We start from the raw sequence: 12,620 nt of genomic DNA on the forward strand, positions 1-12,620 counted from the left end.
CCGCGGACCCAGCCCCCGTGTGTTTTCCGCTTTTCTCCTTTGGGTGGGGGATTTGGTTTCGCAAGGAAAACCCACATCCCCGCCCCCCAAAAGGGGGGGGGCCCCCCCGGGGCCGTGGTCGTTCGTCTCGGTGTGCGAGTCAGAACTGGGTGCGCATCCAGGCCGGGAAGCGGTCGGCGCACCGACCGCAGTGGGTCCGGCGGAGGACCTGGCGCCATCCGGCAGCGGCTGCGCGGACGAAGTTCAGCTCGGTGGTCCCGCAGTACGCACACTCGGGCTGCACAGGAGCCCCTTCCGCCGGACGGCCGTTACGGGCGTGCTTGCCCAGTTCGGCCTGCCGCCGGTCATGCGCCTCGACATCCTGCGGCAGCATCGGGAGGCCAGGGCCGCGGAACTCGGAGAACGATCCCGAAGCCCGCGTCGTGCAGCGGTTGTTCGCCTTCTCGACTGCCTCGCCGCCGTGCTTGGCCCACTCCGACTGGCGCTTCGCCAGGGCGGCCTCGGCGTACTCGCGGTCGAACCGTCGGCGCTCCCGGGCGAAGACCTCGCGGAGGGCCTGGCGCTTGGGTTCCTGGCGGAAAAGTCGGAGAACGGTCGTAGCCAGTCGCTCACCGTCGGGGCAGGGCAGCATCTGCCCGGTCTGGTCCCTGGCCTCGCCCATGCAGGCCAGGCACTGCTCCTGGTGCTGACGGAACACCCGGCGGACCTGCTCCGCGCTGAGCGGGGCGGGCTTGAGCTGGCTCGCGGCCGCGACGCCGTTCGTCTTGGGCTTGGGCAGTACCTTCGTCGGCCGGCGGGAGGCGACCGTCGCGGACACCTCGGTCCGCTCGGTCAGTTCTGCCCGCCAGGCGTCGATCGCGGTGTCGAGAGCAATCCGGCGGTTGCTGCTGGAGCAGCGGCGGGGGGTGGTGGTGGTGCGGTCGTGGTACGGGGTGGTGTGGTGAGGGACCAGCACCGGCGTACCGAGGACACCGGTGATCGGCGTCCAGGTCTTGCAGTCCGGGCAGATGACGTGTTCCTTGCCCGGCGTCAGGTTGATCTGGTCGGCCTTGAGCTGAGAGGCGACGATCGCCGGGAGCGGGCTGACGTTCTTCGTCCGGGTCTTCTGACGGCGCTTGCGGGCCTTGGGCTCCACAGTGGTCGTGGCCATGAGGGACTCCTCTGGTAGAGGGGAGAGGGGCTGCGTCGCGGGTGAGCTCTCCGACCACCAGGCGTTCGACCGAGGTTGGCGTCCTGGCTGATCGGACAGCGCATCAGCGCTGCGACGTGCAGTAGGAGGCATCCGGCCTGGTGGCCGGCCCAGGGGATTTGGTGGAGCTATCAACCCTGGCCCTCCCCTTCGGGGAAGTGCTTCCTGCGGTGGTTCAACTACGCGGTGCTCCGTGGGGATCACCGTCTACATGCATCAGGTTGCCTCAGGTACCCTCAGGTGTCAAGCGGTATAGTGAGGCACCTAGACGGAAAAGAAGGAGGCGAGGCGACATGCCAGGGCAACCGCGGGCCGACAACCGACCGCCATACGCGCGCATCGCGGGTCACTACCGCGACCTCATCAGCTCCGGTGAGCTCGCACCGGGTGACCTGCTGCCCAGCATCCGGGCCCTGGCAGATCAGTGGCAGGTCAGCACCGCAACGGCCGACCGCGCTATGAAGCTGCTGAGAAACGAGAAGCTGGTCAACGGCATCCCGGGCGTCGGCACCGAGGTCATGGCGCGTCCCGTGTCGCTCGCGTCCGGATCGGAGCGCCACGATCGAAGCAGCAAGACGAAGTCGTCGTGGGGAGTGGGGGAGAAGTCCTCCGGCCACACCGCTGGCATGGTGCCGGCCCCTGAGGACGTCGCGGATGCGCTCGGCATCGAGCCTGGTGAGGACCTGATTCGTCGAAGCCGCGTCTACCGGGATACTCACGGGATCGTCTCCCACTCAACGTCTTGGATCCCGGCTGAGTTCGCCCAGGTGCTGCCCGAGCTCGCGCGCAGCGAGCGCCTCAAGGGCGGACTGTCGCTGGACCTCATCGCCGAGGCCACGGGGCGGCAGGTAGAGCAGCGCGTGGACGAGGAGACCGCTCGCATCGCCACGAAGGAGGACCTGGAGCTCCTGGAGCTGGACGCCGAAACCGTGGCGGCGATCCTGGTGTTGACCGCCAAGTTCCTGGACGTCGACGGCCAAGTCCTCGAGTACGGCGTGGACCTGGGTGCTCCTGGCCGCACGCGGCGCACCACGACCGAGGTGTCTCGGTGAACGCCCGCGACGCCCTGCTGGACGACACCCTCGTCAGCTGCCTCGAAGCGCGCCTTGGCGAGCTCCTTCGAGCTGAGCGAGCCAACACCCTCACCCTGGAAGGACGATTCGAGATCAGCCGCATCTCCGCAGCCTTGTCCGGCCGGCCGGGACCTGCGCCCCGCGCAATCCTCATGACCGGCCTGCAGGGTGCTGGCAAAACGACCCTCGCCCGCGCCTTGGAGGAGACCGGCTTCCGACGTCTCTGCCCTGATGAGGAGATGTTTCGCCGCTACGGACACTACGGTCGCGACTTCCCCCGCGGCGAGTTCCTTGTCCGGGAGGCGCCCGTCCTCAAGGACATCGCCCTGGAGGTACAGCAGCTCTTGGCGGCCGGACACGAGGTCGTAGTCGACCACGGGTTCTGGACACGGGAAGAGCGTGCCTTGTGGGCGGCAACTGCCATGGAGGCCGGCGGGGAGCCTGTGCTGATCTACCTGCCTGCGCCTCACGAGGTGCGCTGGGAAAGGATCCGAAAGCGCAACGCGAAGTCGCTGGTCGACGCGAACAGCATCTCGTTCAGCGAGGACGACCTGCTTCGACATGCGAACCGCTTCGAGGCGCCCACCGCCGACGAACCGCACATCGCATACGACGGAGATCCGGCGCACGTACTGGCAGAGCTTCGCCGTGCACGTCCTTCCACGGATGGCGGTCCGCATTGACCCCTGCCTCCCATTCGCAACTCCCGGCGCTCAATGACCATGACCGTGCTCGAGTACTGCGACTGCGGAAAGTGACATCGGCCGGTGACATTCGGAATGTCACCCCCACTTGTCACCTCCGCGCGATCAAGAGGCCGTGCCAAGCTCGGCCGCAACAGGGCCAGCCTCCGTTCCGCAGGCACCGATCCGGTGGGACGCAGACTGCGCCGCCGCACCGTACGGGGAAGGGGATCGGCGATGGATGTACGTCCTGAATGGGCGCGCCGGATGGCGGAGGAGCGCGCGGCGCGTGACTGGTCGCAGCCCGACGCCGTACGGGCGCTGATGGCTCGGCTCCCGGACGACCAGGTCGTGAGCGAGCAGGACTTGCTCCGGCAGTGGAAGCGGTGGGAGGCCGGTGACGCGCAGCCCGTGAAGTACCGGTCTGCCATCGCCCAGACTTTCGGCACGACCACCGGCGCGTTCTTCCCCGAGAAGTCCCGCCGGGACGGCCGGGCGGAAATCCTTCAGGTCAGCGGCATGGACACGGTGGACATCATCGCCCGGCTGCGCGCGTCCGACGTGGACATCGCAACACTGGACGCGCTGCGGATCACGGCGGACCGGCTGTGCTGCGAGTACGCGTACATGCCTGCCGACCAGCTGCTCCTTGAAGGAAAAGCCTGGCTGGCGCGGGTCGTGGGCCTCCAGCACCAGCGCGTGAGCCTGGCGCAGCACCGCGACATCATCGCGCTCGCCGGGAAGTTGTCGCTGCTCGTGGGGTGTGTGGAGTACGACTCAGGCAGGCCGCGCGATGCGGAGGCCACCAGGCAGGCCGCGCTGATGCTCGGGCAGGAGTCCGGCGAGCTGAGCGTGCAGGGGTGGGCGCACGAGATGCGCGCGTGGTTCAGCCTGACGCGGGGCGACTACCGCGGCGTCATTGCAGCCTCAGAGGCCGGCATCGCGGTGGCGCCCAACGAGAGCGTCGCCGTGCAGCTGTACGCGCAAAAGGCCAAGGCGTGGGCGCGGCTGGGGGATAGGGCACAGACCGAAGTGGCGCTGGACCAGGGGCGTCAGCTCCTAGAGCGCATGCCGTACCCGGAGAACATCGAGGACCACTTCGTCGTCGACCCCGCCAAGTACGACTTCTACCGAATGGACGCGCTACGCAAGGTCGGCGAGAACCGGCTCGCGGAGCAGCTGGCCCGCGAAGTGATTCGGGCCGGGACGGACTTCGACGGGACGGAGCGGTCGCCGATGCGGATCGCGGAGGCCCGGGTCACGTTGGGCGTGGTCGCGGCCCGCGAAGGAGACCTGGACTCCGCGCTGGCCTTCGGCGAGCGGGCTCTCGCGGGTAGCCGGCGGTCGCTGCCGTCGCTGGCGATGGTGTCCGCCGACCTCGGTCAAGCTCTCCAGGCCCAGTACGCGCACGCGTCCGAGGCCCAGGCGTTCGTCGCCCATCTCCGCGAACTGCGAGGCGGCCAGTGACACATCGACCGGCTCTCGCCGGCAACCCACTGACGGATGCTCAGGGGCCGCTTCCCGTGTGGCGGGACGGTTCACGAACCCGCTTCCCGTCAGGCGGGAGGGGCGCGATTACGAGTCGGCGAGCCCTGGAACCGCCACTCGAAATCTGTTCCGATTCAGGGGCACCAAGGGGTTTTACCTGCGCGTTCTCACGACAGGAACGGAACGGTCATCGGCGAGGGGCAGGGGGGCGGGTGGAGTCGGTCGGTATCTCGTACGGCAACACGCTCGTTCTCGTCGGCGAAGATCGTCCGGGCCATGTATGTTTTGGGGACTGTTTCCCTGCGATGGAGGTTCCGATGTCTGATCCGCTGAGGCGAATTGACGCCCTGGTGGAGGAGGACACCCTCCCCACGCTCCAGGTCCGGCAGCAGCTCCGGCTCGCCGCCGGCCTCACGCAGGCGGAAGTCGCAGAAGCCATCGGCGTCAAGCGACTCGCGGTCGCGCAGTGGGAGGCTGGGCGCGCCCAGCCTCACCGCGGGAACCGCCGCGCGTACGCGCATCTTCTTCGGAAGTTGGCCGCGAAGCACCCGGACGCTGCCATTGAGGGGGCGTCCGATGAGGGATGACTTCGCGGTCCCGGCCGTTTCCGGGTTCGCCGACGCCGCCTTCGGAATCGAGGGGGTCGGGATGACCTAGGTCATCGGCCGCGCGCGCCAAATAAGTGGACGGGAATCCACTCCGGCCTCGCGCGGCCCGTCTCGCCGCCCGGTCTCATAAACCGGGTCGGCCGCCCAGTCCCGGTTGGCGCCGGTTCCGGGCTCCAGCTCACTGAGCTGCTGTTTCTCGCAATACCCCGCCTTGGTAAGCGGGTCGCACCACCGGTCCGCGAGGACCGAGCAGTACCGCAGCCGCTCCCCTGGCAGGGAGCTTCCGCACCGTTCCAACGGCCCCGGGAAGGGCCGGCGGAACACCAGCACGACCGGCCCAAAAGCCGTCCGCACCGCACGTCCGACCGAAAGGCCGTCCGCACTCACCACGTCCAGCCCGAGGGCTGTCCGCGTCACCCGTCCGAATCGCCACGAAAGGAAGGAAGGCCCGCCTCTGGTTCTTCGTCCGGTGCCCGCTCCTCACGGAGGGGGCACCCACACATCCACACGAACGAATAGGCCCAGCCCCGCTAGGGGCTCGGTCGGTCCACGCATATGGAAGTTGGTTCCTTCATAGTGCCCGATCTCGTGTCCCTCTGTCAGCTTGGCTTCGCCCGTTTCACCCCGGTTCGGGGGCGGCGGGCGTCCCGCGTGACGGGATCCCCGGAGCCGTTTTTCACGGTTCGCGCAGTTAGTCCGGCATGTTCCCGCGGTTCGAAGAACTTCGGCGGGAGCGTCACACGCGACCCGATTTTTCGACCTGTAGAAGATGTGACTCCCTCTTTTCGTTCTGACCTGTCCACCCTCGCTCTCGTTGTCCACAGGCCCGCCGCTGCTCGCCGGACTCTGTCCACAGGGGCGATCTCCGAGGCTGCCGGGATGATCGTTCGCGTCTGCCTGCCCGTGCCCGCCCACCGCCCTGTCGTGGCGGTGGGCCGATGAGCGCCGTGGCGGCACCGGCCGCCGTGGTGATCCCGTCCCCGCGCCCGTCCGGATCACCGGTCGGCGGGGCGATCGACGTGCTGCCCGGCCTGTTCGTGCCGGAGGCGAGCCAGTGGCTGTCGGCGTCGGAGGGCCGGGTCGCGCTCGAGGGCTACTCCTGGATGCAGGCGGTCCACTGGGTCGCCGGGTCCGGTCTCTACAAGCCGCGGCGGCACCGGTCGCACGGCCCTCGCTCGTTCGGGCCGACGACGGTGCGGGTCGCCCAGGAGCTCGCGCAGCTGTTCCCGTGCCGTCCGGGGATCGAGTACCTGGTGCGGCGCACCGGGCTGTCGGAGCGGTCGGTGGAGTACCACCTGGGGATGCTGCGGGAGGCCGGGCTGCTCGCGTACGTCGTGCGGGGGACCCGGGTGCGCGGTGAGTCGGCGCAGGCGTCGGAGTTCGCGCGGATGATCCCGCTCGAGTTCGACGCCGCGCTGGGGATCCGCACGGTGCTGCGGGACGAGGCGGCGCCCGCGTACACGCGCTCGATGACGGGGATCGCTGAGGCGGGCCGGGAGCTGATGGCGAAGCTGGCGAGGAAGGCGTCGCGGAAGGTCCGCAAGCCCCGCTCGAAGGCGTCGGCGAAGGCGTCGGCGAAGGGTGCTCGCAAGGGTGCTGAGCAGGCGGTTGTGACGGCTGTTTCGGGTGAGGTCCGTTGCACCCCAATGCAGGTGGGTACCTCAGGTCTTTCCACTGCGGGTACTACTTCCTTCCCCCCTGAGAGCAAGCTCGCAAGCGGGGAAGCCAAGTCCCCCACCCCGAAGAAGTCCAAGGCGAAGGCCGGTGGCCGGAAGCTCAACCGCGTTGGCCGCCGTTACCAGCTGGCCCGTGAGCTCACCCAGGAGCTGGACTGGCTGCGCGGCTGCTCGGTGCCCCGGATCGCCTGGGTGGCCCGGAACGTGGCCGATGCCGGATGGACCGCGACTGACGTCCGTGGGTGGCTGCACCTGCGCGGCGAGACGGGCCGGGTCCACCGTGGCTCGGGTCTGCTCGCCGTGCTGCTGGCCGGCGCGGAGACGGTCCTGGACACCCCCGCCAAGCGGGCCGACGCAATCGAGCAGTGGCACGGTGCCCAGGAACTTGCCCGGCGTCACCGGATTCAGCAGGTCCGCGCCCGCAGCGAGCGGTTCGAGGGCGACTGGGATGCCCCGACCAGCCAGGCCGTCCGGCGGCAGGTCAACGAGGTGTTCACCGCCGTGTTCCATCCCCAGCCCCAGCCCGTAGCACCCGAGGAGGAAGCGATGCCCGACGTGTCCGGCGTGGAGGGCCTGGAGGCTGCAGAGCTGGCGCAGGCCCGCGCGGAGGCCCGGGAGCGGCTGATGGTGGGCGACACCTCGCTGATCACCGTGGCAGTCGATGCCATGGGCCGCGAGAGTGCCGAGCAGCTGTACGGCGCCGACCTGGTGCACCGTGCTCTGCAGCTGGCGAGTGGCGCCCGCAGCTCGCTGATGACGTACGGACGCCGGTAGGAGGCCCCGATGACCGAGACGACCACCTTCAGCGAGCAAACCGCCGTCGACGGCCCGGAGCTGTCCGGCGTCGACCTTGCCCGGGTCGCGCTGCACCAGGCCCGTGAGGCCGCCAAGAAGCGAGGCAACAGCGAGGCCCGCGCCCCGCGCCGCCGCCGTCAGCGCGTCGTGCAGCGCGACGGTCGCGAGCCCAGCGGGTTCGCCGCTGTGCTCCAGGGCCTGATGGCCGACCGGGCCTGGGAGCTCCCGGCCGCCGGCGGAACCGTGCTGGACCGCTGGCCCGACATCGCGGCCGCCGTCGCGCCGCAGTTGCCCGACCACGTCCAGGCCGTCGCCTTCCACCCGGAAACCGGCCAGCTGGACCTGCGCCCCGACTCCCCGGCGTATGCCACCCAGCTTCGGCTGATCAGCGCCCGCATCGTTGCCGCGGCCAACGAGTCGGCCAGCACCGGCGCCGTACGCAGCGTCCGGGTCCTGGCCGTCGGCGCCGCACCCGCACCCCGGACCGCACCGCCCGTGCCGGCGTCTCCGGCCGCACCTGATGTGCCGGAGACGCCGGTGAAGACGCGCGAGATGGCGTCGCCCGGCTTCCGCCAGGCGCTCGCCGCGCACCAGGCCGTCACGCCCGCGCAGCGCATCGACCCGGGCATCACCGAGGCGGTGGAGCGGCAGAACCAGGCGATGCGCGAGCTCAGCCGCCGCGCTTTCCCCGACGCCCCCGTCGTCGCGGATGATGCGCCGGCCCCGATCGACCAGGCCCGCGCCCAGCGCCGCCGCCAGGCCGCCACGACGGAGGCCGCTGCACTGCGCCGGGCCCGCGCGCAGCGTGCCGCCCGGACACAGGGGGCAGCGGGCCGGCCGGGCACGATTACCCCGGTAGTCGTGCCCGGCCGGCTGGACTGTTCGGCGTGATCGCACGGTATGCGACGGGCGGGTAAACAGCACGATCGGCTGCGAAGCGAAGGGGGCGGCTGTCACGCTGTGTTGAGAAGAAGGGCGGGGCACGTGCGGCGCGACAAACGGCAGATCCAGACAGCGGTTCTCGGCAGCGCGGATTCCGAAGAGCCGCTTGTCTTACCGCTGGAGGCCATCGAACTGGACGCCTTCCGCAGCCTCTACGAGAAAGACTCCTTCTGGTGCGGGCTCCTCCTCGGAGGCTGCGGTGGCCAGCTGACGACGAAGCTCTATACCGACCGGGTGTGCCACTTCGCCCATCACCCCGGCCCTGACGGCCAGCCCCACGTCTGTGGTCGCCGGGCCCGCAGTGTGAACAGCGCCGACCACCTCTACGTGAAGTCCGCGGCCGCGGCCTGGCTCCGTAACCGCGGCACGCAGGCCGACTTCGACTTCGCACAGCCGGACGGGACCCCGCTGGGCTCAATCGTCGATATCCAGCTCGCGCACAAGAGGCTGCGTGTGCACCTGGACCAAAGCGTGGCACCGGAGTGGGACAGCCAAGACGAACCGGTGCTCGGCATATCGGTCCCGGTGGACCAGGACACTCTGATCAAACGCTGGTACGTGCACCGCATTCGCCTGGACAGCGAAGGCACCAGCCGACGGGTTCGCATCGGGACCGAGGCCTTCGCGCGGCCGACCGAATGGTTCTCCCTGGAGGAGTGCGAGGTTACCGAGCGAGGACTGTCCACCCCGGCCGTCGAACGGATCATCCAGGCCCACAGCACGCCCGAACCGGCGCGATGGACTCCGGGGAAGAAGCAGAAGACTTCGCCACAGGACGAGCGGGCGCAGGAGTTGATGCGCCGGCTGCTCTATGCCCGCCGGACCGAGTCGCCCGACCTGACGGTAACGGTCTGCCGCGAGATCACCGAACTTCCCGGGGTCAGCCCTCAGATGCAGAAGCGGCTGGATGCCGCGCATCACAGTGCCTCGCTCTGGGTGGAGAAAGAAGTCGAATCTCGCCGGACGCAGGTCTCCTTACTTGATCAGGCTGTGGCCGCTCAGAAGGTCAGCCAGGTTAAGAGCTTGATCGCGCAGGCTAAAAAGGCCACCAAGGTTGACCAGACCGGGGAGGAGAAAGAGGCGATCCGTGCAGCTGTTGACTACCTAGCGGCCGCGATTCCAGCCGCGATCGACCGGTTGAATACTCTTCTCGAAGAAGTGAGCCATATTCCAGCCAACGGCGACCCAGAGCTGCTGACCAGGAAGGTCCAGCAGATGTCCCGAGAGGCTGATGAACTTGGCAGGGTCGGAAGGGGCGTGCCACACCAACGCGCCCAGCTCGCCTTGTGGGAGGAACGCCTCAGGTCGCTCCTCGTTCTGCCGCCCCGCTCTCCGACGCCAGGTCCGTTGCACCAGCTGGTCGGCCGGGGGTACTGGACCACGAAGATGTGTCCGCTCTGTGCGGCAGATCACGGACAGCAGTGCGTCATCCTTGACGGCCCCCGTACGGGGCAGTTGCGAGGGACGCCCCATGCCGACCGGCTGCGGCTGCTCATCGGGGACATCGAAGAACGCCAGACGGAGGGAAAAGAAACCCGGACTGTGTGGCAGGCGTACGACGTTACCTGCCCTGCCTGCCAGCAAAAACCAGGGGCTTGGTGCCGAACCTCCGGCAGACCACATGCACTACGGTCCAAACGTGCCGCAGATTTCACTCAGCAGAAAAGACAGAATTCAGAAGAAAATAACGACCAGGGACGTATCGATCAGGCTGCACCCAGCGCTCCGGGCCGATAAGTCCGATTCATTGGGAGAGTAAAGGAATGGGCACGGAAGACAATATGGCGACCTTGATTGAGGGTGCCTACGAAGGTTTCAGGCTGCGGTTCGGAAACACTCTGGTCGAGGTGCGGCCGGTAGCCGGGCAGAAACTCAGCCAGGAGAGCGCTGAAATGCAGATCGACGTCTTCATGGCGGACGAGGAGGGGACGCAGCGGTGCGCACTGACCGAACGGGTGACCGGTGCGCAGCAGTTGCGCGACACCCTCACGCAGTGGCGAGCGATCCTGTCCTGACAGCAGCAGTGCTTCGGCCGGCCTGCTTCTGGGACGCGCGCGTACCCGCAGGCGTGCACTCACGGCTCACCCTGGCGCTACGCAGCAAAATGGCCGACGCCTCTCCCTCGAGGCGGTGGGGCTCCGCACACCCGGGCTCACCCTTTTTGATGGGGCACCGCCCGGCGCAGGCCAGACCCACATCGGCAGCCGTGCCCCCGGCCATCACGACATGGGTGATCAGGCGTTGGGCGGGGAAGGAGCCAAGGAGCACGACATCGCAGGTCGAGGTGGTGACCCAAGATGGCCAGCCCCATATGGACGGGGATTGTCTCCTTCGGGCTCGTCTCGCTGCCGGTCGCCCTGTACACCGCGACCGACAGCCACACGATCCGCTTCCACCAGCTCCAGCGCGGCACCGCGGACCGGATCCGCAACCGGCGCGTCAACGAGCGAACCGGCGACGAGGTGGACCTGGACGAGATCGTCAAGGGCTACGACACCGGCAGCGAGTACGTGATCGTCGAGCCCGAGGAGCTCGACGACATCGCGCCGGGGCGGTCCAAGGCCCTGGAGGTGTCCGAGTTCGTCGATCTCGACACGGTGGAACCGGTCTTCTTCGACAAGACGTACTACCTCGGGCCGCGGGGCGAGCAGTACGGCAAGGTGTATGCCCTGCTCCAGCGGGCCCTGGAAGAGTCGAACAAGGCAGGCATCGCGACCTTCGTGATGCGCGGGCGCGAGTACCTCGTCGCTCTGAAAGCCGAGGACGACCTGCTGACCCTGCACACCCTGCACTGGACGGACGAGATCCGCGACCCCCACGAGGAGGTCCCCGACCTGCCGGGCAAGACGGAGCCGACCGCTGCCGAGGTGAAGATGGCCCACCAGCTCATCGACGCCCTCACCACCGACTGGGATCCGGAAGACTTCCACGACACCTTCCAGGAGAAGGTCGAGGCGCTGATCGAGGCCAAGGCCGCAGGCGAAGTCATGGAGAAGGCCGAGCCGGCCGCGCAGCCCACCGGTGTGGTCGACCTGGTGGAGGCCCTGCGTGCCAGCGTGGAGCGGGCCCGCAGCCTGAAGGACACCGGGGAAAAGGCCAGCGCCTCCGAGAACGCCGGGCGCGGGAAGAAGCCTGCCGCGAAGAAGCGCACCGGGGCCCCGGGCACCGGGTCGCTGCGGTCGCTGACCAAGGCCGATCTGTACGAGAAGGCCACCAAGGCCGGTGTCAAAGGGCGTTCCAGCATGACCCGTGATCAGCTCGCTGACGCCCTCGCCAAGGGCAGCTGAAGAGCTTCGGCGACGGGCTGGGCTGGCGTCCTGCGCGAGGCAGCGGCAGGCACCCAATGATCGGGCAGACACCGGCGCTACCGCGAAGCTGTCCGGTTCGTTACCAGCACATGACGAACTCCGAGTCGTACGAGACGCTCGTACGCTTCACCTCCGGCCAGGCATCCGAACGGCCCCCCGCTTCCCCGGCCACTCCCGTCAGTCCGTCTGCCCCTCTCACTTCGGTGCCGAGTAGACGAGTGCCGTTCGGAACGTCCCTCCCGGCTGATCTGCACAGGGCTTTCAAGGTCCGCTGCATCGCTCGCGACATCCGGATGCAGGACGCGGTGGAGCAGGCGGTGCACGCCTGGATGGAGCGGCATCCGGGATAACGGATCATCTCGCCGTGGCCTCCGCGTCGGGCGGGCGCGATATCGTGAAGCCCCTGATGTCTGTTGCTTTTCATGATCCGGCAGGAGCGTTCCGCGTGCCCGAGGACCCCATCGCTCACAGCGAGCTCGCTGCCCTGACCCGGCGCTTCGAAGAGGGCTCGGCTCAGGACTCCCGCGAGTTCGGGATCATCAAGTCCGACCTCACCGCGGTGCGCCTGCAGGTCGGGAACCTGGACCAGAAGGTCGAGAACCTCAGCGGCCACGTGACCCAGCGTCTGGACGGTCTGGAGCGGAAGATCGACGGCTTCATCGACGAGCAGCGCACGGTCAACGCGACCATGGTCGAGCTGCTGTCCTCGCTCGTGGGCAAGAGCACCGACACCCAGTGACCTCGCGGCCCTGCGGCTGAACAGCTGGCCAGGGTGAAATCGGGGCCCGGACCACATGTGGTCCGGGCCCCGATCCGTGTGCGGTCCGGACCCACGAACCTCCGCCTCGGCGTCGTGCT

General features: G+C 68.5%; 11 protein-coding genes. 10 read left to right on the forward strand and 1 reads right to left on the reverse strand.

Features of this window, described 5'->3' with window-relative positions; all coding sequences use genetic code 11:
* Window positions 1-139 precede the first annotated feature (139 nt).
* Window positions 140-1,150, reverse strand: coding sequence for a hypothetical protein (locus tag ACFV8T_RS39380; RefSeq protein ID WP_385337026.1), 1,011 nt, complete (start codon window positions 1,148-1,150; stop codon window positions 140-142).
* Between the two features lie 332 nt (window positions 1,151-1,482).
* Between ACFV8T_RS39380 and ACFV8T_RS39385 the strand changes: the two genes are divergently transcribed.
* The 10 genes from ACFV8T_RS39385 (at window position 1,483) to ACFV8T_RS39430 (ending at window position 12,501) form a co-directional block, all read left to right on the forward strand.
* Window positions 1,483-2,241 (forward strand): GntR family transcriptional regulator, encoded by a 759-nt coding sequence (locus ACFV8T_RS39385; protein WP_383060559.1) that lies wholly within the window; start codon window positions 1,483-1,485, stop codon window positions 2,239-2,241.
* Window positions 2,238-2,945, forward strand: a complete 708-nt coding sequence (locus tag ACFV8T_RS39390) for an AAA family ATPase (RefSeq protein WP_385337030.1) — start codon at window positions 2,238-2,240, stop codon at window positions 2,943-2,945. Before ACFV8T_RS39385 ends, ACFV8T_RS39390 begins: the two co-directional genes overlap by 4 nt.
* Before the next feature lie 237 nt (window positions 2,946-3,182).
* The gene (locus tag ACFV8T_RS39395; RefSeq protein ID WP_385337033.1) at window positions 3,183-4,412 is read left to right on the forward strand and encodes an XRE family transcriptional regulator; all 1,230 of its coding nucleotides are present in this window, start codon (window positions 3,183-3,185) and stop codon (window positions 4,410-4,412) included.
* A gap of 338 nt (window positions 4,413-4,750) precedes the next feature.
* The gene (locus ACFV8T_RS39400; protein ID WP_385337036.1) at window positions 4,751-5,020 is read left to right on the forward strand and encodes a helix-turn-helix transcriptional regulator; all 270 of its coding nucleotides are present in this window, start codon (window positions 4,751-4,753) and stop codon (window positions 5,018-5,020) included.
* A 959-nt stretch (window positions 5,021-5,979) separates the two neighbouring features.
* Entirely contained in the window at window positions 5,980-7,491 is a 1,512-nt protein-coding gene (locus ACFV8T_RS39405) for a transcriptional regulator (RefSeq protein WP_385337039.1), read from the forward strand.
* Between the two features lie 9 nt (window positions 7,492-7,500).
* Window positions 7,501-8,403, forward strand: a complete 903-nt coding sequence (locus ACFV8T_RS39410) for a DciA family protein (RefSeq protein WP_385337041.1) — start codon at window positions 7,501-7,503, stop codon at window positions 8,401-8,403.
* A 93-nt stretch (window positions 8,404-8,496) separates the two neighbouring features.
* The gene (locus ACFV8T_RS39415) at window positions 8,497-10,191 is read left to right on the forward strand and encodes a cell division protein ZapB (protein WP_385337044.1); all 1,695 of its coding nucleotides are present in this window, start codon (window positions 8,497-8,499) and stop codon (window positions 10,189-10,191) included.
* A 26-nt stretch (window positions 10,192-10,217) separates the two neighbouring features.
* Entirely contained in the window at window positions 10,218-10,469 is a 252-nt protein-coding gene (locus ACFV8T_RS39420) for a hypothetical protein (protein WP_385337047.1), read from the forward strand.
* A gap of 282 nt (window positions 10,470-10,751) precedes the next feature.
* Window positions 10,752-11,741: a Ku protein gene (locus tag ACFV8T_RS39425; RefSeq protein WP_385337050.1), complete on the forward strand. Its 990-nt coding sequence runs from the start codon at window positions 10,752-10,754 to the stop codon at window positions 11,739-11,741.
* A 466-nt stretch (window positions 11,742-12,207) separates the two neighbouring features.
* The gene (locus tag ACFV8T_RS39430) at window positions 12,208-12,501 is read left to right on the forward strand and encodes a hypothetical protein (RefSeq protein ID WP_266366582.1); all 294 of its coding nucleotides are present in this window, start codon (window positions 12,208-12,210) and stop codon (window positions 12,499-12,501) included.
* The last annotated feature ends 119 nt before the right edge of the window (window positions 12,502-12,620 follow it).

It is taken from the genome of Streptomyces sp. NPDC059832 (genome assembly GCF_042731715.1).
Taxonomy (GTDB): Bacteria; Actinomycetota; Actinomycetes; order Streptomycetales; family Streptomycetaceae; genus Streptomyces.

Bases quoted from the DNA above. Each gene is read 5' to 3' on its own strand.
- ACFV8T_RS39380 (WP_385337026.1), bottom strand. From the start codon at position 1,150: ATGGCCACGACCACTGTGGAGCCCAAGGCCCGCAAGCGCCGTCAGAAG.
- ACFV8T_RS39385 (WP_383060559.1), top strand. From the start codon at position 1,483: ATGCCAGGGCAACCGCGGGCCGACAACCGACCGCCATACGCGCGCATC.
- ACFV8T_RS39395 (WP_385337033.1), top strand. From the start codon at position 3,183: ATGGATGTACGTCCTGAATGGGCGCGCCGGATGGCGGAGGAGCGCGCG.
- ACFV8T_RS39400 (WP_385337036.1), top strand. From the start codon at position 4,751: ATGTCTGATCCGCTGAGGCGAATTGACGCCCTGGTGGAGGAGGACACC.
- ACFV8T_RS39405 (WP_385337039.1), top strand. From the start codon at position 5,980: ATGAGCGCCGTGGCGGCACCGGCCGCCGTGGTGATCCCGTCCCCGCGC.
- ACFV8T_RS39410 (WP_385337041.1), top strand. From the start codon at position 7,501: ATGACCGAGACGACCACCTTCAGCGAGCAAACCGCCGTCGACGGCCCG.
- ACFV8T_RS39420 (WP_385337047.1), top strand. From the start codon at position 10,218: ATGGGCACGGAAGACAATATGGCGACCTTGATTGAGGGTGCCTACGAA.
- ACFV8T_RS39425 (WP_385337050.1), top strand. From the start codon at position 10,752: ATGGCCAGCCCCATATGGACGGGGATTGTCTCCTTCGGGCTCGTCTCG.